This is a genomic window from Aestuariibaculum sp. YM273 (assembly GCF_030908365.1).
In the GTDB taxonomy this organism is placed as follows: domain Bacteria; phylum Bacteroidota; class Bacteroidia; order Flavobacteriales; family Flavobacteriaceae; genus Aestuariibaculum; species Aestuariibaculum marinum.
The window spans coordinates 3258514-3285313 of sequence record NZ_CP133090.1; the positions used below are offsets into that span (position 1 = coordinate 3258514).

Annotated in this window: 18 protein-coding genes; 3 read left to right on the top strand and 15 right to left on the bottom strand. The window is 35.7% G+C overall.

The genetic code is table 11. The annotated features are described in order from the left end of the window. Positions 1-13: 13 nt before the first annotated feature. The 10 genes from RBH94_RS14035 to RBH94_RS14080 form a co-directional block, all read right to left on the bottom strand. Entirely contained in the window at positions 14-1342 is a 1329-nt protein-coding gene (locus RBH94_RS14035; RefSeq protein WP_307881470.1) for an alpha-L-fucosidase, read from the bottom strand. A 26-nt stretch (positions 1343-1368) separates the two neighbouring features. Then, positions 1369-3696 (bottom strand): beta-N-acetylhexosaminidase, encoded by a 2328-nt coding sequence (locus RBH94_RS14040; RefSeq protein WP_307881471.1) that lies wholly within the window; start codon positions 3694-3696, stop codon positions 1369-1371. Between the two features lie 23 nt (positions 3697-3719). Further along, a complete protein-coding gene (locus RBH94_RS14045) occupies positions 3720-4736 on the bottom strand; it encodes an isoaspartyl peptidase/L-asparaginase family protein (RefSeq protein WP_307881472.1) in 1017 nt (338 codons plus the stop codon). A 10-nt stretch (positions 4737-4746) separates the two neighbouring features. After that, positions 4747-6987 carry a GH92 family glycosyl hydrolase gene (locus RBH94_RS14050; protein ID WP_307881473.1) on the bottom strand — a complete coding sequence of 747 codons (2241 nt, stop codon included), beginning with the start codon at positions 6985-6987 and terminating at the stop codon, positions 4747-4749. 9 nt (positions 6988-6996) lie between these two features. Next, complete coding sequence (locus RBH94_RS14055) at positions 6997-8112, bottom strand: putative glycoside hydrolase (protein WP_307881474.1); 1116 nt, start codon at positions 8110-8112, stop codon at positions 6997-6999. Between the two features lie 58 nt (positions 8113-8170). Continuing rightward, the gene (locus RBH94_RS14060; RefSeq protein WP_307881475.1) at positions 8171-9331 is read right to left on the bottom strand and encodes a glycoside hydrolase family 18 protein; all 1161 of its coding nucleotides are present in this window, start codon (positions 9329-9331) and stop codon (positions 8171-8173) included. Positions 9332-9423: 92 nt separating this feature from the next. Continuing rightward, positions 9424-10503 carry a carbohydrate-binding family 9-like protein gene (locus RBH94_RS14065; protein WP_307881476.1) on the bottom strand — a complete coding sequence of 360 codons (1080 nt, stop codon included), beginning with the start codon at positions 10501-10503 and terminating at the stop codon, positions 9424-9426. A 1-nt stretch (position 10504) separates the two neighbouring features. Continuing rightward, positions 10505-11470: a glycoside hydrolase family 130 protein gene (locus RBH94_RS14070; protein ID WP_307881477.1), complete on the bottom strand. Its 966-nt coding sequence runs from the start codon at positions 11468-11470 to the stop codon at positions 10505-10507. 11 nt (positions 11471-11481) lie between these two features. Then, a complete protein-coding gene (locus tag RBH94_RS14075) occupies positions 11482-13356 on the bottom strand; it encodes a sodium:solute symporter family protein (RefSeq protein WP_307881478.1) in 1875 nt (624 codons plus the stop codon). 4 nt (positions 13357-13360) lie between these two features. After that, the gene (locus tag RBH94_RS14080; RefSeq protein WP_307881479.1) at positions 13361-15604 is read right to left on the bottom strand and encodes a GH92 family glycosyl hydrolase; all 2244 of its coding nucleotides are present in this window, start codon (positions 15602-15604) and stop codon (positions 13361-13363) included. A 115-nt stretch (positions 15605-15719) separates the two neighbouring features. Here RBH94_RS14080 and RBH94_RS14085 point away from each other — a divergent pair, with 115 nt between their 5' ends. Both RBH94_RS14085 and RBH94_RS14090 read left to right on the top strand, forming a co-directional pair. Beyond that, positions 15720-16778, top strand: a complete 1059-nt coding sequence (locus RBH94_RS14085) for a sensor histidine kinase (RefSeq protein WP_188222125.1) — start codon at positions 15720-15722, stop codon at positions 16776-16778. Positions 16779-16816: 38 nt separating this feature from the next. Then, positions 16817-17530, top strand: a complete 714-nt coding sequence (locus RBH94_RS14090) for a LytTR family DNA-binding domain-containing protein (protein WP_307881480.1) — start codon at positions 16817-16819, stop codon at positions 17528-17530. A gap of 118 nt (positions 17531-17648) precedes the next feature. Here RBH94_RS14090 and nagB read toward each other — a convergent pair whose 3' ends face one another. The 3 genes from nagB to RBH94_RS14105 form a co-directional block, all read right to left on the bottom strand. After that, the gene (gene nagB / locus RBH94_RS14095) at positions 17649-19580 is read right to left on the bottom strand and encodes a glucosamine-6-phosphate deaminase (protein WP_307881481.1); all 1932 of its coding nucleotides are present in this window, start codon (positions 19578-19580) and stop codon (positions 17649-17651) included. Between the two features lie 131 nt (positions 19581-19711). Further along, positions 19712-21817: an alpha-L-fucosidase gene (locus tag RBH94_RS14100; protein WP_374047742.1), complete on the bottom strand. Its 2106-nt coding sequence runs from the start codon at positions 21815-21817 to the stop codon at positions 19712-19714. Positions 21818-21845: 28 nt separating this feature from the next. Then, positions 21846-23744, bottom strand: a complete 1899-nt coding sequence (locus RBH94_RS14105) for a six-hairpin glycosidase (protein WP_307881483.1) — start codon at positions 23742-23744, stop codon at positions 21846-21848. A 212-nt stretch (positions 23745-23956) separates the two neighbouring features. On the opposite strand from RBH94_RS14105, the gene fucP reads away from it, so the two are divergent. Beyond that, entirely contained in the window at positions 23957-25261 is a 1305-nt protein-coding gene (gene fucP / locus RBH94_RS14110) for an L-fucose:H+ symporter permease (RefSeq protein ID WP_307881484.1), read from the top strand. A 39-nt stretch (positions 25262-25300) separates the two neighbouring features. Here fucP and RBH94_RS14115 read toward each other — a convergent pair whose 3' ends face one another. Continuing rightward, on the bottom strand, positions 25301-26212 hold the full coding sequence (locus tag RBH94_RS14115) for a L,D-transpeptidase (RefSeq protein ID WP_307881485.1): 912 nt from the start codon (positions 26210-26212) through the stop codon (positions 25301-25303). A 23-nt stretch (positions 26213-26235) separates the two neighbouring features. Then, the gene (locus RBH94_RS14120) at positions 26236-26643 is read right to left on the bottom strand and encodes an HPP family protein (RefSeq protein WP_188222130.1); all 408 of its coding nucleotides are present in this window, start codon (positions 26641-26643) and stop codon (positions 26236-26238) included. Between the last annotated feature and the right edge of the window lie 157 nt (positions 26644-26800).

The window sequence follows — 26800 nt, forward strand, 5'->3', positions numbered from 1 at the left end:
ATCCTTAATTCTACTAATTACTTTCTATTACCTGACCAGCGTCTCCATATAAATCAACCTCGCCATCTAACTGAAGTGCAATTACTGTTACGTTTTCATCCTGTACGTGTTCTGGCAAATCGATATATAATAACCCAGGAACTTTACTCCAGTATAATTTCCCAACCACATCGGTTTTTAATTTGGTGCCGTTACCAACTACCCAAGCGCGGTTTACTTTATTTTTAAGTCCTTTAATTAATAACGGACCGTTTGGTTTGTTGTCTACGTACAGATATAAAATGGTTTTATCTTTCGACAATGCCGTATAACCATTAAAATGTCCGAATGGAATTCCTGCACGTGTTCCATAAATGGCAGCAGCATGCTTTTTCGTCCATTTTCCTAATCCTTTCAAGATTTCAACTTGCTCCTCTGGAATAGTTCCATCCGCTTTAGGTCCGATATCTAAAAGTAGATTACCTCCCATATTAATACAGTCCACAAAAATGCGAATGATTTGATTCAAGCTCTTGTATTTGGTGTCGTTTGGTTGATAGCCCCAGGAATTGTTCATAGTCATGCATAATTCCCAATATTTATCTTTTGGTTTGTTTACAGGCACACCTTGCTCTGGCGTTGCATAATCTCCGTAACCTTGTAGTCTTGAATTGATGATGGTTGAAGGGGTTTCTTTGAATAAAAGCTCACGAATTTCTTTAGCTTTCCACTTTTCTGCTTTCTGTTCCCAATCGCCATCAAACCAATATAAATCCGGATCGTAAGTTGTTAATTCTTTTAATTGACCGAAATTAAATTTGGTGAATTTATCCCAACGTTTATCATCATCTTTATAACGTTTTTCATTTCTTAAGAAGTTTGGATAATCAGGATAAGACCAATCTAACAATGAATAATATAGACCTAATTTTAATCCTTCTTTACGAACTGCTTTTGCAAAAGGTGTAATTAAATCTTTTTTCGCCGGGGTTTTATCAATAACATTTAAATCACCTTGTTTGGTATTCCATAAAGCTACACCATCATGATGTTTTGTAGTGATTACCGTGTATTTAGCGCCACTTTCTTTAATTAATTTTGCCCAGTATTCAGGATCATAGTTCTTAGCTGTAAAGCCATTTAATTGCTTCATATAATCCTCATAGGTGATGTATCCGTTGTGAAACGACCAGGATTCGTCGATTCCGTTTACGGCATAGATACCCCAGTGGATAAAAATACCAAGCTTGGCATCTTTAAACCACGCCATGCGCTCTTCTTTACTTTGCTCTGTTTCCTGCGCTTTAGTTTGAAAACTGAATAATGCCATCAGTAAAGCTGCGGCTATATAACGTTTCTTCATTTTTAAGTATATCTTTTAAAGTCTAATTAGTTTACCAATATTTCATCAACAAATAGCCAAACCCCGCCACCTCTTGGATTTTTTTCTAAAGCTTTTGCTTTCACTTTTACAAATCTTGCAGATTGTTCAGGGAAATTAACCGTAAAATCTTTTTTTGTGACTTTTGAAGCTTGCGCATATGGTCTTGTTGCTTCTCCAATTTTTTCGAAAACCTTACCATCATTAGACAACGATACTTCAACAGCAACAGGGAAATAAATACCTGCCTTTTGACTTTCTAAAGTTCCAACGGCTACATTACTTATTTCGGTTTCATTTTCTAAATCGATAATCACTTCCATATCGGTTAACCAACCTTGCCATTGTCCGTCATGGAAATTTTGCGAGCCACGTAATGCATTATCCAGCGTGGTTGCTCCAGTACCTTTATAAGCATTGCTATACTGCGTATTGTAGGTAACTTTTTTTCCTATAGCTTTATGAAATTTAATCGTGTCTACATAAGTGATTCCTACAGGTTTTTCATCTTTGAATAAAGACGCCTTTAAAATTGTAGTTTCTTTAATCTGAAACGTATCAGTGTACTTCTGTGCACTTTCATTTAAGTCCGCATTTCCTGACACATAACGAATATCTGGACTTGGAAATTCATTTTTAAGTGAAAAATTGACTGCTTGATTAATAGAATCGAAAGAATATGCAGGCCTTAGAGTATAAGCACTTCTCGCATAATTGATATCTAAATCCTTATAACGCTCAAACATCATTTCCATACGGCGTGAAAAATCTTCCCAGTTACGAGATTCTTTGGTACTCCATAAAGCTTCAGACATGGCTGCTAGTCTTGGGAATATCATGTATTCAGACTGATCTGTGGTTGGTAAATATTCCGCCCATAAATTTGCCTGACCACCTAAAACATGCTTCGCTTCTTCCGGAGTCATTTCATCTGCTACCGGATCGAATTGGTATACTTTACTTAAAGGTGTATAAGCCGTAAATGCAGTTGGTTCGTATTCCTGAGGCCCTTGATAGTAATCAAAATAACAATGAGATGTTGGTGTCATAATCACGTCATGTCCTTGCTTTGCAGCTTCAATACCTGGTTTGTTACCTCTCCAGCTCATCACCGTCGCTTCAGGAGCAAGACCTCCTTCAATAATTTCATCCCAACCTATTAATTGTTTACCTTTCGAGTTGATGTATTTTTCCATACGTTTTACAAAATAACTTTGTAATTCATCAACATCTTTTAAACCTTCCTCTTTAACACGTTTTTGACAATGCGGACAGATTTTCCAATTGGTTTTAGTGGCTTCGTCGCCTCCAATATGAATATATTTTGATGGGAAAATGGTCATGACTTCATCCAAAACATTCTCTAAAAATAGGAACGTACTGTCCTTTCCTGCACAATAAATATCTGTAATTGGCCAAAGCCCGCCTGAAGGCACACCTATTTCCTGATTAAAACACGCTAATTCTGGGTAAGAGGCTATTGCACTCGACACGTGAGCCGGCATTTCAATTTCAGGAATCACCTCTATATTTTTAGACGCGGCATAAGCAACGATGTCTTTTAATTCTTCCTGAGTTAAAAACCCACCATAAGTTCCTTTAACACCATGTGGGTTTTTGTCTCGGTTGTGCCAAAATTTATCTTCCTGATCGACGCGCCATGCGCCAACTTCGGTTAATTTTGGATATTTCTTGATTTCTATTCGCCACCCTTGATCATCAACCAAATGCAAATGCAAAACATTCATTTTATGCATCGCTAAACGATCGATGGTTTGCTTAATATAATCACTGTCGAAAAAATGGCGCGATAAATCAAGCATTAATCCACGATATTGAAAACGTGGTTCATCTTTAATAGAAACATTAGGAACAATCCAATCTTGATTTGCTACTAAAGAAGTATTCTCGATTGTTGTTGGCAGTAATTGTCTAAGTGTTTCAATACCGTACACAAAACCAGCAACCCCGTTGGATTTTATGATTACCCCTTTTGAATCTGAATCTAACTCATAAGCTTCGGATTTCAAATTAGCATCTGTTACGAATTGGATATAATTTTTTGAAGGCGCTTCATTTACAATTTCAGGAGTAAATCCTGCAGCCGTTTTTAATTTACTAATTAAAACCTCTAAAGCCACTTTCTGACTTTCATCTTCAATAACAAATTGCGTGTTTTCATTTATCTCAAATCCACCTTGGTTCAAGGTTAATTCAACCGGTTTTGGAATGATTTGAATATCGGCTTCTGTGAAATTTACCTGTTTCGACTGGCACGATGCCAACATCAGTCCAAGTCCTAAAAGCAATATTTTTGAGTGACTAAATTTTATCATCTTAAGTTAGTTTGTGTCTTCTTTTATTTATCCCAGGTCATTTTGAATTTAGAATCTTCCATTCTATTACCGTTAGCTTCATCGTAAACTGCATAATTAAACCCAGACCTTAAACTATAACCACCATATTCACCGGCCTTATTTACGGCTATAAATCCTACCTGCAAATATTCCATATCCTGATGGTTCTTATGTTTGTCGTAAATACGTTCTACAATCTCTTTACAAGCTTCATCAGGTGATTTCCCCTGACGCATTAACTCAACAACCATAGCACTTCCTGCCGTTCTTATAACTGCTTCACCAAGTCCTGTAGCAGCGGCAGCTCCGACTTCATTATCTAAAAATAATCCTGCACCAATTATAGGAGAATCTCCTACGCGTCCGTGCATTTTCCAAGCCGCACCACTGGTTGTACAACCACCCGTAATTTCGCCATTTTCATCAATCACCAACATGCTTATGGTATCGTGATTTTCAATATTAATGACTGGTTGATATTTCGATTTTTCTAACCAGTTTTTCCAGTCTTTTTCAGAAGCTTCTGTTAACAAATTTTCTTCTTTAAAACCTTGCTCCTTAGCAAACTGTAAGGCGCCAGCGCCAGTTAACATAACATGAGGCGTATTTTCTAATACTTTTTGTGCAACTGCAATCGGGTGTTTTATATTTTGAAGAAAAGATACCGAACCACAATCGCTATTAGAATCCATTATACAAGCATCTAAAGTCACTTTACCTTCTCTATCCGGATAACCACCATAACCAACGCTTCTCACTTTTGGATCCCCTTCTGGAATTCCAACCCCAGCAACAATAGCATCTAATCCAGATTTACCAGATTTTAGTAATTTCCACGCTTCTTCGTTAGCTGGTAATCCATGATTCCAGGTGGATATAATTAAAGGTTTAGTTCCTTTTTTATCGTCAGAAACAGCAGCCGAAACCGCTGATTTTGTTTCATCTTTACAGCTTAAAAGTGCACTCACTCCTAATGTTCCTAATGCTGCGTTTTTAATAAAATGTCTTCTGTCTCCCATGTTCTCAATATTATTTATATACCTGTGACGATATTGCCATAGTGTACGTTTGGTTTTTATTTGGTTGAGGCCCCATAACAAATTGCAAGGTTCCCCCATGTATAAGGTCTTTGTGTTCTATATAACTTTTTGAAATTTCCTTTCCGTTTAAAGTTATAGATTGAATGTATTTGTTTTCCGAGGAATTATTTTCAGTTTCAACTGTAAAATCTTTTCCCGATTCTAAGTGAATAATGGCTTTATCGAAAATAGGTGAACCAAAAGCGTAAACACCCTGAGCAGGATTTACCGGATAAAACCCTAAAGCACTAAATACATACCAAGACGACATTTGTCCGCAGTCTTCATTTCCGCAATGGCCATCTGGTGTATTTTTATATTGTGTTTCTAAAATGGTTCTGATAATTTCTTGTGTTTTTTCAGGCTTACCGATGTAATTATACAAGTAGCCCACATGATGACTCGGCTCATTTCCATGGGCATATTGACCTATCATACCCGTGTTAAAAATAGGCAATTTGTCGGTAGCTAAAGGGTAAAAACTAAACATAGAATCCAGTTTTTTTTCAAATCGCTCAGTACCAACTTCTTTTATCAAACCTTCAATATTTTGGGGCACTGACCACATATATTGCCAGGCATTACTCTCGCAATAATAGGGTGTATATTCTTTAGGAATGAAGTTTTCTATAAAAGTCCCATCTTCACTTTTTGGGCGTAAAAAAGTACTTTTTGAATCGTATAAATTTCTCCAGTTTTCAGAACGATTTAAGAAATACTCGTAATCTTCTGTTTTATTTAAAGCTTTCGCAAATTGTGCGACACACCAATCGTTATATGCATATTCCAGAGTTTTTGAAACTGACCAGTTTTCATGATGCTCATCAACTGGAATATAGCCTAATGTTTTATATTCATACAACTGACGAGCATCGACCATAGAACTTAATTTACAGGCTTCGTAGGCTAAATTTTCATCAAACCCGTTAATGCCTTTAAAATAGGCATCCACAATAACAGGAATCGCATGATTACCGATCATCATATTGGTTTCATTCCCTTGCATAGACCAAACCGGTAACAATCCTGTTTCTTTATAATGCGCCAACAAGGAATTAATCATATCCGAAACCCTATCAGAATGTATTATGGTATATAAAGGATGTGCTGCACGATACGTATCCCAGAGTGAAAACGTGTCGTAACGTTTAAACCCTGTAGTTGTCATAACACTATCATTAGCTCCTTTGTATTCGTTATTGTAATCACTTAACAAAGTCGGTGCTAACATAGATTGATACAACATTGTGTAAAAAATATGCTTCTTTGTTTCATCGGTAGTACATACTTCAACTTTTTCTAGTTGATGTTCCCAAAGCTGATTCGCTTGCTCTTTATAGTCCTCAAAATTGAAATGAGGCGCTTCGTTTTCCAAAGATTTATTAGCACCATCCAGACTTGCTGTAGATAATCCTGTTTTTAAAATGATGACATCATTGTCCTCAGTATTATAAGTCAGAATGATTTTTGTATTCTTTCCTAAAGCTTCTCCCGTAACTAAAGAATCGTTTGAAAAAAACTGATAGGACTGAAATGGTTTAGACACCTGAATTTCAAAATAAACACGCTGATCTTTAGCCCATCCTGTAGATTTTCGATAACCTTGAAGTGTGCTGTCGTTTAAAACTTTTATGTATGTATCTATAGGAGCATCCCAATTAAGCGCATAACCTAAATCGATATGAATTTGCGACAATGTATCTTTTGGAAAGGTATATTTATGAATTCCTGTTCTTTGAGTAGCTGATAATTCAGCTTTAATTCCATAATCTAATAAATCAACTTGATAATATCCTGGTCCAGCCGATTCCTGCTCATGATTATAGCCTGAAAAAGGTTTAAAGTTATTTACCTCGATTCGTTTATTAAAACGGCTATTGGTAGGCATGACTAAAATATCATATAAATCGCCAGCACCTGTTCCTGATAAGTGGGTATGTGAAAAACCAGAAATAATGGAATCCTGATAAAAATACCCCGCAATTCTGTCCCAACCCGGAATACCTATATCTGGACTCAATTGCACCATTCCGAAAGGCACAGTAGCTCCTGGATACGTATTACCAGGACCATCTGTACCTATAAACGGGTTCACGTACTGTGTGAGTTTTTTATGAATTACATCATCAGTCTGTTTGCAATTCACTAAAAGCAATGCACAAACTGAAAATATGTAAACTCCAAACTTCATCAGGTACGATTATAAATTAGCTTTTGTCGTTTTTATAGTTTCAAAAAATTCGTCTGAAATCGCATTACCATCGAAAAAAGAAACCCCTTTTGCTCCATTTTCTTTAGCGTATAAAATAGCCTGTTTTAAATCTTCAGTGGTTTTAAAATCAGGAATATAAATTCCTGTATTCAATGATATCCCTTCGCTTTCAGTATCTGTTACACCTTGCTTGGTAGCATACCCAATCCAGTCTACTTCTTCGTTGTAAAATCCATGGTAAATCATTGGGTAAACTTCATCAATATCCCATTTATCCCAACGTTGACGTACCATATGATCTGCCATTTCAGGGTAAGGAAATACCGCAGCTGTTAAAATCTTATTGTTATTGTGAGCGATTTTATAAGCATCATCAACAACCGATTTAATAGCGTTTAGTCTGAAGTTTTTCCACTCCATATCAATCGCTGTATTTTTACTTTCTAAAGGATTTTTATGATGGATTTTTTCAAACTCGCTAATACAAACATCGCAATAACAAAAGTCGTATTCCGGCAATTCTTCATCCTGAATTAAATTGTATTTTGGTAATAGTCCGATTGGTAAAAAGATATCCGGAAAACGAATATAATCTAAGTGCACACTCTCAACACCTTCAACTTTTGCCAAACCTTCCACTAAACCTAAAATATGGTTTCGTGATTCTTTTCTTGTCGGACATAACCACTGATAATACCCTACATAAGGACGCGTATCAAAGCATGATTTACCTTCTCTACTTACCTGATACCATTCCGGATGTTGTAGAGCAATAGTATCTCCCGGACGGTTTACTGCCATAATCCAGGCATGCACCCGTAACCCTTTTTCCTTAGCTAAAGGCACTAATCGCTCTAATAACTTAGGATCAGTTCCGGTGTTGATTAGAACTTCATCTATACCACCATTACTGTATTTCTCAAATTCTTTAAGGTATTCTTCATCCGATTTTTTGCCGTTTGCGGTTGTCCAAACCCCAAATTCAAAAGCTTCTTTTTTAGATTCAGGAGAATCAACTTCAGCAATAGTACCCTCTTTTTTTTGATCTCCACAGGATATGAAGAGTAACACCAAAGCCGTTATTAGTAAGTATTTTGTTTTCATAAGTTGTTGTTAGTCGTTTTTTGTTTGTTGCCTTTTGTCTATCTCTAGACGTTTGTTGTTATTCCATACCCTTAAACAATGCGTTTAATAATTCTTGATTTTTATCTAAGCTATATTCCCAAAACATAGCGCCACCAAGACCTTTTTCTTTTATAAACTTTGTTTTAGCATCTATTTCTTTAGGGGTTTCCCATGAAATAAAAATGCTGTCTTTTGCATTCCATAAAAAGGACGCTTTAGCAGATTCATCATACAACTTTTCGAAATCTCCTGATTTCATTTTTTCAACAATATCCCAATATGGAACAATAACTCCAGTAGACATGGCTGATTGATAATACCCGTTATTTTCAGGGTTTACTTTCTCCCACATTCTTCCATAAAATGGAATCCCCATAATTAATTTATTTGCAGGAACACCGGCATTTAAATGTCTTTCAATGGCCTGTAATCCACTATTACCTTCATATTCGTCTTTCTTTGTTGGATACAAATTGGCATGATGCCCTGTTTGGTAAAACCACCCATGATAATAATCGTAACACATCACGTTAATAAAATCAAGGTATTCCTGAGCTTTACCTAACTCGGTATGGTCTATATAAGCCTGGTTCGATCCACTGGCAATAGTTAATAAATAATGCGTCTGATCTTTTTTCCCCTGCGCTTCTAATGCCGTACGAATGGCTTTAAGAAGCAACGTAAAATTCTGTTTGTCTTCTGGACGAAACGCATTGTCTTCCCCACGCTGTCCAGGGTATTCCCAATCTAAATCCACACCATCAAAATCGTGCTTTTTCATTAGCTTCACACAAGCTTCTGCAAACTTATTTCTGGATGCTTCAAAGGCAGCCACATGCGAAAACTCATTAGACCAAACCCAACCACCAACAGAATACAACACTTTTAAATCTTTATTTTTAGACTTAAGCGCTATTAAACTGGCTATTTTACTGGAATCGACCTCTAACTCAAACCTCGGCTTACCACCTACTATATTTGCAAAGGCGTAATTTATATGTGTTAACTTTGATGCATCAACTTTTGCTGGATTGAAATCTTCGTACCCCGCAACGTAACCTATTAATTTCAAGTCACCAACTGGTGTTGCTATTGATTCCTTCTTATTTTCACAACCAATAATAGTAGCACCTACCAAAAGACATACTCCTATTTTTAGAATTCTAGATTTTATATTTACTAAGCTTAATTGAAACATCTATTACTTAATTTCCTTACTTCAACATTAAGGTTCTTATATAATTATACTTGTGATTTTTATTGAACCCTGCTATTATATTTAACGTATTTCTATTTTATTTCTGAAAACTCTCCGTTCTCCTTAATTATCAATGTTTTATTTGAAAATGGACTTTTTACAGAAATATTATACCCAGTTGAGTGGTTCTCTAATACCGGTTTTAATACCTTGCCATCAACTGTAATATCTTTATCAACAAGTTGGGATATGGATGATGCCCAAACTTTTTTCTTATTTCGATAACTTTTCTGAGCACGGTACAAACTGAACATTTCCCATTTTATTTTTTCGTCCTGCGGAATTTCAAAAGCATCCTTTCCTCCTATTTCCTTAGATGAAAAATAAACATAACCCCACTTTTCAGGCTCGTGCATATTAATCACACCCATTGGTGACCATACCCAGTTATACTCTGGTAAAAATTTATCGTCTTTCCCTTTTTTACGGCTGTATTTTCCGTTATTTAAATCATGCTGCCAATTAACACGCGAAAAATTTACACGCCAAAAACTATCCACCGGTACATTTTTATGAAAATAAGACGTTTTATAAGCAGCAAAAGGAATGGCTATTTCTAATGTCCAGCCTTCATCAGTATCGCTCGAATTGTTCAAAGTGCCCTGAACGGTAACAGCTGACTTTAATCCGTTAATGTCCCAATCATTTAAAATTTTAGGATTATCGCGATAAGGCTTGGTTAAAAACAAATCCCATACCGTATTTAATGCATTAATTTCCAACTCATAATAGTTATACGCATCACTATCCGGATCTATAAAAACCTCAAAGTCATTATTATAAAAAATAATAGTGTCTCTCTGTTTTAAATCGGCCCACACATGTGGTTCTTCCATTTTGGCCAGAATGTAATAATACTCATCATCCCAAAGCATCTTAACCCTGGTGTCGTATTTTGGCTTCTTATCTCCTTCAATATCTATGAATAAATCTGTCCATTCTGCTTTATCCCAAGAAACTTCAGATCCTTTTCCATCAATAGAAATAGACTCTGAAGTTTTGTATGCGATATATTGTCTAGGTTCTAAATCCTGCTTAGGTTGCGCACAACCCAGTGCACAAAAACACCACGCCGTACCAACCAAAGCCTTTATTTTCCTTTGTACCTTCAAATTATAAACTGTTATTCTTTGTAAACTCTACCACTTCACTTAATTTACCGAATGCCATGGCTACAACAGTATCTGCCGCACCATAATACACCGCTAATTTATCCTCTTCGTAATCATGCAATGCTGCACATGGGAACACCACATTAGGCACATCTCCATTCTGTTCGTAAGAAACCGCAGGTCCTAATAAATAGGGTTGTGTACGGTACTTAACTTTATCTGGCTCGTTTTCATCTAAAAGTGCAGCCCCCATAGCGTAACGGAATCCGTTACAGGTGTTAATCACTCCATGATACAACATTAACCATCCATCATCGGTTAAAATCGGAATTGGCCCTGCTCCAATTTTGGTACACTGCCAAGCGCTCTCTTCAAAAGGCGCAGCTTTCATTACACAACGGTGTTCACCCCAATATTTCATATCGGGACTGTAACTAATGTAAATATCTCCAAAAGGAGTATGCCCATTATCACTTGGTCGACTTAACATTGCATATTTACCGTTGATTTTTTTAGGGAATAACACCCCGTTTCTGTTGAAGGGTAAAAAGGCATTTTCACATTGAAAAAACTCTTTAAAATCGTAAGTATATGCGATACCAATAGTTGGTCCGTGATACCCATTACACCAGGTGATCCAATATCGGTCTTCAATGAACACCACACGCGGGTCGTATTTATAATCGGAATCAATCATTTCGGTATTCCCGGCTTGCATCACAATAGGATCATGATTTATATCCCAGTTGATACCATCTTTACTAAAGCCTGCGAAAATATTCATCTGCACCGCTCTGTTATCACATCTGAAAACTCCAGCAAACCCATCTTCAAAAGGTACTACCGCACTATTAAAAATACTGTTTGACGATGGAATTGCATATCGATCTATAATAGGGTTTTGAGAATATCTCCACATCACCTCATTACTATTCTCCGGTCTATCTTGCCAAGGTATATTTGCCACTTTTATATAATTTAATCTGTTATTTTATTTACTTTATTTAACCATGTATATTTTAAAATCCATGTTGTTACTAAAAATACAACTAAAGAGATTAAAGTTTTCGGGTAATCTCGTATTAAAAGGTAAATTGGTAACACAATCATACTTGATTGCCATATGATACCTATTATACAATTCAACATGTCTCTTAAAAAGTCATTATTCTTTTCAAAGGATGCATCTTCCTCCTTTAATTTTTTATAAACCGGTTTCCACCATCCCCAAGGTCTTACATTAGTGTAAAATGATTTCAGAACAGCTTCATCTGTAGGCTTAGAAAAACAGGTCCCTAATAAACTTCCAATTAATGAAAAACCAAAAATAATGGGGAATAAATATATTGATGGCATGGTTGCTAATTGGTACCATAGCCCCCCAACATCAAAATTCATTTTGTTCTGATCTAACACAAATTGAAATGAAGCAATAATTAATCCTGCCAACATACCCCAGAAATAGCCCCAACCATTAAAACGCCACCATACCCATTTCAGGAAATTTGCAGCCACATAACCACCAAATAGAGAGCTTGTAATCCATAAGGTTAACGAGTTAATTGAATCGGCAAAAAAGCCCATTAAAACCCCAAGCAACACAATTACAAAGGATGCTAAGTGACTAACTTTAATATAATGAGAGCTATCAGCCTCCGGTTTAAAATACTTTTTATAAATATCGTTTACAATATAAGCCGGCCCTGCATTTACAAATGCCGAGAACGTTGACATAAACGCCGCTAGCAACCCTGCCAATAGTAATCCTTTAATTCCAACAGGTACATGAAAATTAATCACTTTGGGTAAAATAACTTCTAAATCCCCTCCTGTTAAATCGGCCGTATTCATGCCCGGTGCTAACACCATTAATGCGATCACGACAATACCTCCGATTAATAAATATCTAGGGATGAATAAAATCAAATTTGTGAAACCTGACATATAAGCCGCCTCTTTTACGGTTTTTGTAGATAATATACGCTGTAAATCGTAGCTTGGTGTTGGTCCTGCAATACTAGCGAAAAAGCCTTTAAATAAAGACATACCAATAAAAGCACCGAACATTTTATAACCTTCTGTATCAATTAAATTATTAAACGCTGCATATTTATCACTCCAATGTGGTCCTAATTCCCAACCAAAAAAGATATTTTTCCATTCTTCAGAAATTAGAGATGTAATTTCTATATCTGTAAATGAAATCATTGTATAACCTGCCACCAAAACACCGGCAACAACCATAATTAAATACTGAAGTACTTCGGTTGCTACAACTGAAAACATACCACCTTTAATTGTATAGATAGTTGTTAAAAGAATAATGATTAATGCGTAAGATTGCGTGGAGGTGAAAATTACAGTCTCTCCTATTTGCGCTGTTAAATCCCAAGGCAAAATAATGGTTAGAAACTTCCCAACACCTTCAAAGAAATAGGCTATAAACCCAATGGCAGACACAATAGCAAAGATAGCCACTATGATATGCGAAGCTTTTCCGGCTTTATCATTTCCAAAACGTGTTAAAATCCATTCCGATCCTGTCATCACTTTTGAACGACGAATCCAAACCGCCAGGAACATCATAACGAAAATCTGATTCCAGATAGGCCAAAGCCACATAAACATAAAGCTCTTTACACCATACAGAAATAAAATTCCAACCATCCAGGCCGTTCCTGAAACATCAAACATTCCAGAGCCATTACTTAAACCTAAGTAATACCATTTGATTGATTTTCCTCCAAGAAAATAATGATCTAAACCTTGCGAAGCCTTTTTTGATATCCAGACTCCCACTCCTACTGTTATTAAAACGTAGGAAACAATAATACTAATATCTATTATATCCATCCTACTATTTTTTAATTCCCCAGTTTTTATTTGGATTTGGTCCCATTACAAAATGTAATGTACCGCCTTCTAAAATCGCCTGATGCGAAATTGATGTTTGATTGAAATCTTCTCCATTTAAAGTCGCCGATTGTATATAAATGTTTTTATCGGAAACATGTTCTGCTTTTATAGTAAATGTTTTACCATTCGGTAAATTCAATGTTGTTTTATCAAAAATCGGACTTCCTATTTCGTACTCTGCGGAAGCGGGATTCATTGGGTAAAGCCCTATAGAACTGAACACATACCAAGCCGACATTTGTCCGCAATCTTCATTTCCACTTAATCCGTTTGGTGTAGTATTGTATTGCGTATCTAAAATGTGGCGCACCCAATACAGTGTTCTCCACGGTTTGTTCGCATCGTTAAACATATAGGCAATATGATGACTCGGCTCATTACCATGGGCATATTGACCAATTAAACCTGAGATATCTGCCGAAGTATGCGTTCCTGTAATCTCTGAACTTTCGGTAAATAATTGCTCCAATCGAGAGGTAAACACATCTTCTCCTCCGTGTAGTTCAGCTAATTCTTTAACCGCATGAGGCACAAACCAACTGTGTTGCCAGGCATTCCCTTCAGTGTAATCTGTTTGAACTCTGTGGTTCGAGTATTTCGGATCGAATGGTTCATTCCAAGATTTTCCGTCTTCAGATTTCCCGCGCATAAATCCGGTTTGATTGTCGAACACATGCTCAAAGGCTTTTGAACGATTCATGAAAAACTTATAGTCTTCAGTTTTGCCAAGTGCTTTTGCCATTTGAGCTACACACCAATCGTCGTAAGCATATTCTAAAGTAATGGTTACCGATTCATCAATTGATGTATAAGGAATATATCCGAACTCTTTATAATATTTTAATCCACGCTCATCCTGCATCATTGTGTTTTTCATAGCTTCAAAAGCTTTCTCTGCATCAAACCCTCTTATACCTTTTAAGTAAGCTTCAACAATTACAGGAATTGAATGGTATCCGGTCATGGTATTGGTTTCATTCGCATAAAGTGTCCACACCGGTAAAATTTTCTTTGTTTCATAATACGTCAACATAGAATTGATGATATCTGAAACGTTATCAGGAGCAATTAAAGTTAATAAAGGCTGCTCTGCTCTAAAGGTATCCCACAGTGATAATGTTGAATAGGCTGTGAAATCTTTAGCCGTTGCAATGCTATCATTCTCCATTCTAAACTCGCCATTAGCATCACTAAACGTTACTGGCGCTACTTGTGCATGATACATAGCTGTGTAAAAAATAGTCTCTAAAGAATCTACTGAACTTTCAACTTCAATAGATTTTAAAGCGTTGTTCCAAGTATCATTGGCAGCAGTTTTAACCGTTTCAAACTCAAAGCCACCGGCTTCTAAATTACCCTTGGCATTTTCAATACTAACTGATGACAATGCTACTTTTGCTAATAATTCGGTAGAATCTGAATCATTAAAGAATAGCTGTAAAGCTGTTTTTGCTCCTTTGGCAAGGTTACCTTCTATTTCTACACCATCGCTAAATACATTTTTACCAGTAATTGGTTTAGAAAATTTTGCTACAAAAAATACTTTTTGATTTGGCGCCCAGCCTTTACTATAGCGGTAACCAGTTATTGTATATTCATCTTCTACTTCCAGAATGGTTTCAATGGTCTTATCCCAATTTAAGCTAAAACCTAAATCAACTACTACCGACTGCTCATCGCCTTCTTTAAACGTATATTTATGATACGCTGTGCGCTTTGCTGTGGTAAGCTCAACATTAACATCATGATCCTCTAAAAACAATTGGTAATAACCTGGTTTTGCAGTCTCATTATCATGACTGTATTTAGACCTGTAAGTGATACTGTCTCTTGATTTTGGGTAAACAGACAAATCCACTTCTTTATTTATCGGCATGAATAATATATCGGCTAAATCACCAATACCCGTTCCACTTAAACTTAGGTGACTAAATCCAACAGCGATAGAATCGGAATAATGGTATCCGGAACACCAGTCCCATGAACTAATACCATTAATAGGGCTCACTTGTAACATACCAAAAGGCACTGTCGCCCCCGGATAAGTATGCCCGTGTCCTCCTGTTCCAATAAAAGGATCTACTTCATCACTTAAAATTTTGTTAGTCACAGTTTTATTAGTAACATTGTCTCCACAACTCACGAAAAGACTCACTAACAAAACAATTACCGATACGTTTTTCATATTATATTTTTAATATTGAAGTCTAAAGTTTCTAGTTTTTTTTAAACTTTGAAATTATTTTAGACGGATGACACATTTTAAGACCTAAACACCAAAAAATAAAAATTGCTTTTAAATGGACGCAAATCAAAACAAACTCTTTAAAATTCCATTGGTTTATCACCTTGTTTTTTGGTCAATTTATTTCCTGTTTAATACATTTCGTTGGGGAAGTTATTTTGACGACTATGAATATTCTTTAAAAACCAACTTGATAGGGTTTCCTATTCATATGATTTTATGCTACCTAAATATTTTCATATTGATGCCCTTTCTGGTTTATAATAAAAAGTATGTGCTATATGTTATTTCTGTATTAGGATCTATTTTTGTAATGGTACTGGTAAAATACAATTTAACATATTGGCTGGTTAGCCATAACGTATGGCCTGAAGGTCCGGAAGCTATTGAAAAATTAAACCTGAATTACACAGTAGACATGATGATTGGTGAGCTGTATGTAATCACCTTTGTAACAGCAATAAAAATAACTTTAGACTACTTAAAAGAACACAAACGCGTAGCACTTCTAGAAAAAACGCAATTAGAAACAGAATTACGCTTTTTAAAAACTCAAGTGTCTCCACATTTCTTTTTTAATACCTTAAATAACATCTATTCATTATCGGTAGAAAAATCTAATAAAACCCCAAAAATGATTTTAAAACTCTCTGAATTGATGCGGTACTTATTGTATGAAACACGAGAAAGACGTCAAACTTTAGAGAAAGAGATTATTTACATACAAAACTACATCGATTTAGAACGGGTAAGGTATGACGAGAATTTAGAAGTTAATATGTACATATCCGGCGACATTCATGACAAGGAAATCGCACCTATTCTATTATTAACATTTATCGAAAACGCCTTTAAACATGGGGCCGACAAGAATATTGGCAAAGTGAAAATTAATATCAACTTTAAGATTATAGAAAATTTTCTTTACTTTACCGTCACTAACCCGATGCCACAGATTAGCGAGCTCCAAAAGCCTAATAAAAAAGCCGGAGGAATTGGTTTGGTAAATGCCAAAAAACGATTGGAATTAGGTTATAATAAAAACGACTACAAACTCTCAATTAAACAAAAAAAGAACAAATTTGTTGTTAAACTGAAAATTAAAGTCGCTTAACAAACTATTACAGAACTAAAACTACGACCAAACAAACTATGAAAATTAAATGCTTGATAATTGATGACGAGCCATTAGCTGTAAATGTCATAAAAAATTATCTTGAACAAATAGATGATTTTGAAATTATAAACACTTTTAATAATGCTATTGATGGATTAAATTTCCTAAAAAGCAATGATATTGATGTCGTTTTCCTTGATATAAATATGCCTGTTTTAGATGGTATAAATTTCATTAAAAGTTTGGAAAACCCACCTTTGATTATAATAACAAGTGCATATGATGAATATGCTTTAGAAACCTACGAATTAGATGTTCTGGACTACTTGGTTAAACCAATAGAAATGCCAAGGTTCATGAAAACCTTAAATAAAATCTCGAAACGTCTAGAATCTACAAACAAAATTCCTTCAAGTACAACGAAAGACACACCCTTCATTTTTATCAAGATTGATAAAAAGAAAATGAAGAAAATTTTCCTCAATGAAATTTTAATTATTGAAAGCTTAAAGGATTATTTAAAAATTAAAACTTTTTCGGGGTCTTACATCGTTCACTATACATTAAAAGACTTTACTAATCTTTTACCTCCTGCTGATTTTATTAGAATTCACCGCTCGTATACGGTGGCTATCGATAAGATTGATGCTTTAGAAGGTAATAGTGTTGAAATAGAAGGTTTACGTTATGTAATTGGCCGTTCATATTTAGATGAAGTGAAGCAAAAAATACTTGATGCTTCGGTTTAGTGTTCTTTTAAAAAGGAAGATGGTCACCCCTAATTGAATAGAAATAACCATCTTATTAACCAAACTCAAATAACATAAACTAAACAATAAAAAACTATAATGAGTTCGTTCTTAAATTTTAAAAATAGTAGCGTTTAAAAGCTTCTATTGCCTCATAGTCTGCCAGACCAAGGTCTTTATATTTTTTGGCTGTTGCACGATTTCTGTCTTCAGCTCGCACCCAGAACTCTCTGTTGTCATCACCCTGAAACATGACCCCATCTTTTTGTGATTGGTGATAGAATATAGATTGTCTCTTCTTAAGTACCTGGTCTGGACTCATGGGCACCGCCATATCAATTTGATAGGTCTCCCATTCGTGCCAAGCGCCACGATATAACCACACCCAACAATCTTTCATATAACTTTCGGGCTTCAATATTTTTAAAGCCTCAAACAAAGCGTCTAAACACACTTTATGGGTCCCATGCGGATCCGCTAAATCGCCTGCTGCATAAATTTGATGTGGCTTAATATCGTCTATTAATTCGCACATTATTCTTATATCGGCTTCGGTAAGCTTCCCTTTTTTAATCGTTCCTGTTTCGTAAAAAGGCAACTCTAAAAAATGAACATTTTCATCGGGTAAGCCTACATATCTTGTTGCCGCTAAAGATTCACTTTTTCTTATTGTGGTTTTTAATTTTCTAACCTCAAGTGTATCAATATCATTCTTAGATTTATTCTTTAAAAAATGAATAATGCTATCTACTTCGGTTGAATTTGAATTCAACACTTTTGAAACTTCAACGAATTTTAAAGCCTCTTCATTAGACACTGCTATATTTCCTGAAGTCTGATAAGCAACATGAACCTCATGGCCTTGTTCTACAAGTCTGGCAAAAGTACCTCCCATAGAAATCACATCATCATCCGGGTGCGGACTAAAAATAATCACACGCTTTTTTGCAGGCTCGGATCGCTCTGGTCTATTACTGTCATCTACATTAGGTTTACCACCCGGCCAACCGGTAATAGTATGCTGCATTTTATTAAACATCTTTATGTTTAAATCATAAGCAGCACCTTCTTCTGTTAATATGCTCGACATGCCATTATCGTTATAATCCTTATCGGTTAACTTTAAAAACGGCTTTTTTGTAAGTTCGCTTAACCAGATAACCGCCTTACATTTTAATTCATCATTCCAACGACAAGATTTTACTAACCAAGGGGTTTTTACACGGGTTAATTCTGATGAAGCTTCAATATCAAGAACAAAAGTTGTATTATCATGCTCTTGTAAATAGGTAGCCGGTACTTGAGAAGACATTTCCCCTTCAATAGCCTGCTTTACAATATCAGCTTTATTAATTCCCCATGCTAACAGTACAATCCGTTTTGCTTTCCTAACAGTTCCAACCCCCATAGTAATGGCCTTTCTAGGCACATTTTTCAATCCTAAAAATGCAGGGGCTGCATCTACGCGGGTAATATAATCTAAAGTTATTGCTCTAGTCCCTGAATTAATATGAGAACCAGGTTCATTAAACCCGATATGCCCTGTTCTTCCAATACCAAGCAACTGAAAATCTATCCCTCCATAAGACTGGATTTTCATCTCATAATCAATACAGTACTGATGCAGGTCTTGATCGCTAACCGTTCCATCAGGGATATTGATGTTTTCATGCAAAATATCGACATGATTAAATAAGTGATCATGCATGAAGTAATAATAACTCTGAATATTATCGACATCAATAGGGTAATATTCATCTAAATTGAAAGTAACTACGTTTTTAAAACTTAATCCTTCCTCGCGATGCATTCTTACCAACTCTTCATACACCTTAACTGGTGAAGATCCTGTTGCTAAACCTAGTACGCATACTTCACCTAATTCTTCCTTACGACGAATTAAGTTAGCAATTTCGTGTGCTACAAGTATGGACGCCTCTGTAGACGATTCGAAAATGACATTATGAATTTTTTCAAATCGTGTTTCTTCAAATTTCCCAGCTTCTCTGTAGCTTATTTCTTTGGTTTTATTTATTACCGTATTAATCATAAACGTGTAGATTACTAATTAACTGATGGTTATCTAAGTTACCTATTTAAGATAGTTTCTACTTTATAATTTCGACTAATAACAACGGAACAACTCCAAAGGAATTAATTTTATAGACCTAATAGATCAATTTAATTTTCTGATGTTTCCAGAATATCTAATTCTGCTATTGAGAACATATTTTTATCATCAATCCCGGATTTTGCAACAAATTTTATGTAACGCGCGGTAATTGAATGAAATGTTTTTATCTGTTTTACGGGGTTATTTTTAATATTGGAAAACTCTCCTTCAGACTGTTTAACCCAATGTTTATTGTCTGAACTTGTATAAAATTCATACTGTGACACTAAATTTAGATCATGCCCTAATTGCTTAGGAAAATATGAAAACCCATTAATAGTTATGGTTTCCCCCATATCAATCACAATATTCTGAGGTGATTTTGAGTTGTTTTCTCCAAATGTCCAAAAGGTACTCAAGTTTCCATCAATAGTTCTGTCTGCAGATTTAAAATCATGAGCTGAACTGGATAATACTTTCCATTTTTCTTTAGACTTCCCATAATTAATCACTTTAACCTTGCTGCTAACCTTTTCCTCTGCATTATGAGCTATAGCTTTTACCATGACGGCTTGAGGAAGTTGAATTGTTTCTTTATAACGCTGACTTTGAGTTGTTGGATCTGTTTCGTCAATAGTGTAATAAATCTCATTTCCGTTATCCGCTTCCATAGTCACTAAACCACGCTTATCACGGCTAATTTTTGGCATCGTAACTAAAGTTGGGGCATTGTATGCTTTTATAGTTGAAATTACTAAACTTGATTTAGAATCGGTAAAATTAACTCGAAGCGCTTCTGCTTTTACTCTATCCACTCTTAGAATTCGTTTATATCCAATAGTCGTTTCATTAGCTATAGTCTGCCATGCTCCATCAACTTTAGCTTCCACATTAAACGCCTTTACACGTTGCCCTAACCTAATATACTCTTGTAACTCTACTCGATTTATATTAATAGGTTTTTCAAATTCAAAAGACACAGAACCTGTATGAATACTATCATCGGTAGCCCAATAAGTTTCTGTATTGTTATCAATTAAGTTTGCAGCCGAATATTGTTTACTCTCACCTCGGGTATTATCTGCTGAAATTTTACTCTTTGCTAATAATTCTTCTTTAAAATCTGCTTTAATTACAGCGGTAAGTTCTTTTAATCTAGCAATATCATTTTCATTAACAAGTCCACGCTTATCGACCGGAAGGTTTAGTAACAAATTGGCATTTCTACCAATCGACTCGTAGTAAATATCTACCATTTCTTCCAAAGGTCTTACTTTATCATCTTCAGATTCATGGTAAAACCATCCCGGACGAATAGATACATCGGCTTCACCTGGCACCCATTTTTCACCGTCTTCATGACCGTTCATAAATTCTGAGTAATGTACTTTACCTGCCAATTCATCCTTTTGTCGCAACAGGCACCAATTGGTTTTCCCTGCTCTACCTCTTTCATTACCAATCCAACGTGCTTCTGATGGCCCTATACCCCAAACCAAAGTATTTGGTGAAATATCATAAATCATTTTATAGGTGGCATCCCAATCGTAATACTCTAAAGTGTTTATTTTCCTTGTTTCGTTAGCGCCTCCGTAATATCCATCACCTCCATTAGCGCCATCAAACCACATCTCAAATACATCGCCATAATTAGTTAGCAATTCCTTTAACTGATTTCTGAAATAGGTAATGTATTCCGGCTTTCCGTAGCCAGGATGATTTCTATCCCAAGGCGACAAGTATATTCCTAATTTTAAATCATATTCTTTACAAGCTTCGGCTAATTCTTTAACCACGTCGCCCTTACCATCTTTCCATGGCGAATTTTTAACTGAACGTTCTGTGTATTTTGAGGGCCACAAGCAAAATCCATCGTGATGTTTGGCGGTTATAATGATCCCTTTCATTCCGGCTTCCTTCGCCACTCTCGCCCACTGTCTTGCGTCTAATTCTGTAGGGTTAAACAATTCAGGAGATTCATCTCCGTAGCCCCATTCTTTATTTGTAAACGTATTTAATGAAAAATGAACAAAGGCATAAAACTCCATGTTGTGCCAGTTTAACTGCTTCTCGGAAGGCGTTGGACCAAATGCTTCTGGTGGGTCTACCTGAGCTTTGCAACTATACAATTGAGCTATAACCAACATGATTATTATTAAACCTCTGTACTTCATCATTTAAGTTTTGTTGTTTTATTTTTAGTTATTGGATTTTAGTTGAAATGAAAACATCGTCAATTAAATAACTGGATTTATTTTGTTTTTCATCCGCATTTAAAAGAGGGGGATATTTTTCTTCGTTAGGTGTCTCACGATTAGGTAAATCGCGATAGGCTCCGGTTCTAAAGGACAACCGCTCCACAGATTTAACTGCCATTACTGTTGAAGCTTCTTTTATAACCTGCTCTTCATTAAGAAACAATGAATAGCTACCTAAACCAGAAGTGTTCATTTCTATTTTTATATCGTACCATTCATCTAATCTTAATTTCATCACAGACTTCATTACTGATCTGTTTGAAGCAAATAACATTCCTTCTTTATTTACTGTAATTTGAACTGGCCTATTACCATAACGATCCGTGATATCGATATCAAACTGCGTTGTATCTATACTTTCAAGTTTAATTTTAAAATGAGCCTTTACATTAGTCCCTTCTTCAAAAACCCTAATAGCCCGACTATAGTCGTAATGGTCCTCATCTGTTAGTTGCAAACATCTATTGCCATTAGGCTCCTTTATTAAGTTTACTTTAGCCCATTTTGGCGAATAGGTGTTCCAGTCAATAATATTACCACCCTCTCTCATGTTTTCAAAATCATCATTCACATCTTCCGTTACAGCATATTTTATGGGTACCGGAATACGACACATCCAGATATCTTCCTTATTCATGCTATAGGTCATCCACATATCATCTCCAGGAGGATTTCCATTACCTTCTGTAATACCCCGCATATAGCAAGGTCCAAAATCTTTCCACCTTCCAAAAAAGCGTCTCGGTGGTACTTCGCCTTGAACCAACAATAAATTATCGTAGACAATACCATCAGTACTGGTTACTAAAGCCATTGGGAATCGGTATTGCGTTTGATCAATCGGATTATATGAAATCGCATATTTACCATCTTCTGTTTGTTGTCCCCACATTTTACCGCCAGACATAATTAAGGTTTGAGCTTTTACAGGATCTGAAAACGTTTCTCCTTCATCATCAGACAATGCAGCATAAGACTTTTTCCAAAGTCCGACAACCTTTCCATCGTTTCTATGATACCATGAAAATGCTTGCTCTCCCTTATTAAAGGTGTAAAAACCATCGTCTCCATTATCTTCCTCAAACCATTGTAATGTTTGTTTCTTATCTTTTAAAAGTGCTTCACAAGCCTTTATAAAACCCTTATCTTTTGATGTTTTGTAAAACGGATACGACGTGTTGCTTTCATCCCAATTTGTCTGACTATCATAGCGAATAAAATAAATAGGACCAAACGTGCCGTCTTTGTAAATTTCTCTAACTACCCGACCAATACCATTTTCCCTAAAAGGGTTTTCGGTATGTCCATAAAATGCTAATGTTAAAAATCTACCATTAGGCGCCACATAAAATCCCATGCGCTGATGCATCATATACCCCGTTGATCCTTCAGGAATTTTAACACCTTCAGGTGCCTGATAAGGCGGAAACACAACCTTAGGGAAGCTCCATTCTTTCCCATCCTTTGAAGTGATTAATAAGGTTTGCACTGGAGGAACGTGTTCATCGGATTCTCCACTAATGTATTGCTGAAAAAATTGCCCGTTCCAAAATGCTAAATTCGACGCATGGTTATAGGTCCAACCAAAACCATCACTATGCTCTGGGTAAGACCTATTGGCTCTCATCGTTTGAATATTTTCCACACCAATAGCATAGCGTAACCCTCCTTCATGTGTAAAACGGTTGATATGAGTTCCTCCAATGTAACGAACAGGTTCGTGAATACTTCCTGTTTGTCCCGCCACACTTAATAAATTTCCAACACTACATCCCACGACCAAAACTTTAGAGATAAACTTATAAAGTTTTGCTTGATTATCGAATAGGATATTGAAATTCATTTTTTTTATCTATTGCTATTGAAAAACAAGTTTAACATAAAAAGCTCTGGTACTGTACTTTTTTCGACGAATGCATCTCTAGAAGTCCCGTTGGAAAATATTTTTTAAACATTCATTCAGGTAACCAAAAGTGGTACTCGTCGAAAAAATACATATTATTGCAGTCAAAAAAATTATTTTTCATTCAAATTAAACTAAACTAATTATTAAATATGAGTGATATTAAAAAGGTTCCTGTTGTTGAGAAAAAAATGCTCATTCCTTTCATTTTGGTAACCTCCCTTTTTGCTTTATGGGGTTTTGCAAATGCAGTAACCGATCCAATGGTACAGGCGTTTAAAAAGGTATTAGAATTATCAAACTCCCAAGCTGCCTGGGTACAAATGGCTTTTTACGGCGGATATTTTTGTATGGCACTTCCTGCGGCAATTTTTATGAGGAAATACTCTTATAAGGTGGGTATTTTAATAGGATTGGCACTGTATGCTACTGGTGCTTTATTGTTTTATCCTGCAGCCATTACCGAAAAGTTCTGGTTTTTCTGCTTAGGACTTTACATCTTAACATTCGGACTAGCCTTTTTAGAAACTGCTGCCAACCCTTATGCCCTAGCCATGGGCGCTAAAGAAACCGCTACACAACGTTTAAATTTAGCGCAGGCATTCAATCCATTAGGGTTAATTGTCGGGTTAGTTGTTGCTCAGCAATTTGTATTAAAGAATCTACAATCGGATGACATTGCGGATTTTAGTGTTTTAGATGAAGCCTCGAAACTATTGGTAAGAACGTCTGATTTAATGGTAATTCGTAACCCTTATGTTATTTTAGGTTTGGTAATTACCGGTGTGTTCGTCTTGTTTTTGGTTAGCAAAATGCCACAATCGAAAGATGAAGGTGGTATTCCTAAAATTGGAGAAACGTTTTCTGTATTAGCTAAAAACAGAAAATATGTTTTAGGAGTCTTAGCTCAAATTTTATATGTAGGCGGACAGATTATGTGCTGGACCTATATCTATCAATATGCGGAAGCTATTGGTGTTGATAGTGTAACAGCAGGGTATTACCAAATGGCCGCATTTATTTTATTTACTATAGGAAGAGCGGTAGGAACTTATATGCTACGCTTTATTAGCTCTGGAAAACTGTTAATGTCTTTTGCTTTACTCGCAGGGTTATGTGTTTTAGGGACCATTGTTATAAAAGGTACTATAGGTCTATACTTCCTTGTTATGATTTCGTTTTTCATGTCTTTAATGTTCCCAACCATTTACGGTATTGCCCTAGGTGATTTAACCGAAGAGGAATCAAAAATAGGCTCAGCAGGTTTAGTTATGGCTATTGTTGGTGGGGCTTTATTACCAAAACTTCAAGGCGATATTATTGATATAGGCGGACATGGTGTTGCCGACACAACTATTTTATGGGTTTCTGAAATTAACTTTTCATTTATATTACCATTTATTTGCTTTTGCTTTATAGCTTGGTACGGAAATCATGTATATAAAAAACATGAATAACATATTCTTAAAAAAGCCTGATACGAATATCAGGCTTTTTTATTGATAGGCATATATATCTTTCATTATAACTACGCTCCCGTCTTCATTAATAACTTTTAAATTGTATCGAATATCTACCTTAGTGTTGATAGGTGCATAATAATAAATAACCCAAGCATCAGCTTCTTTTGTACCGATACAGCCATTAGAATAGGCTTTTCCTAAAGTTTCAGGATTTGTGGTCGGGTGAATCATTTGTCCGTACCTCGTGCCGTTTAATTCAGTTTCTATAAATGGAATTTGAGGCACTAAAGTCACTTTTCCATCATCTCGTCTCGTCACCTTGTAATCATGATTATTTGCCGGGTTCGCATATCTGGGGTTTTTATTGTATCCCACAATAATACCAGTACCGGTTTTGGTTCTTAGGTCCTCTTCTCTACCTGACATTTCCAGGTATTTCGTTTCATGCCGTCCAACACGAACAGGAAATTCAAACAGCTTAACCGAATCCTGAAAAATACGAAGTTTAAATTCAGGGATATTAATATCTATCCATGTGTTTTTAAATGCTTTTTGGAGCGAATCGACCTGTTTTAAACCAGGAATTACTAAAGCATTCCCTTTGGGGATAACAATCATTTTTTTCTGATTATAAACAAAAGAATCCCTTGCTTTTTTTCGGTAGTAATCGGTGTTTTGAAGCGTATCAATAATCCATGGGTTACTTCTTACCAAAAGATGCTCAGTGAGCTTATAAGGTGTTATAGAATCATAGACTTGAACCAACGAATCCAAAAACTGAAAATACGTCTCAACGCGTATGTTCTGATTTATTTTAGTGGTCTTAGGAAAAACGTGTGAACCATCACCAATATGAATTTCTTTATTTTGACTTAATATCAAATTCGGATAAAGCCATACAAAAGACATCAAGGTAAACTTGAGAAGTACTTTAAAAGAATTCATTGTCTCTTATGTTTTAAAGTTTTTCAAACAGCTTTCTTAAGATAATAATTGATGATATCGGCAGTTGAAACAATACCAACCAACTTATCATCTTCTAAAACGGGTAATGCATGATAATATTCATTAGAAAATACTTTTGCAGCATCCTCAACACTCGCACTAGTTGTTAAATAAAATGGTTTGGCAGTCATAATATCTTTCACTTCAAGTGTTTTGTAAACCTCATGATTATCCTTCAATCCTGCTCCTGCAATATTATACATAAAGTCTACCAAGCTAACCATTCCTACTAACTTATCGTTTTCTAAAACAGGAATGTGATGATGCCATTGCTCTTTCTCGTAAATATGCTTTACATCTAAAAGCTTTTGGTGTGGTGAAACGGTCACGACATCTTTAGTCATTACTAATATGATTGAATTAGGTTTCATGGCGCAATTATTTAGTTTATATAACACTTAAAGTTAACCTTTAAACGCCTTTTTCGACATGATATATATCATGTTAAATCATGGAAATTGTCAATACATTTAATACTAGTATAAGCTATGTAAAATCGAACAAACAAGACATTTCATAGTTTGTAAA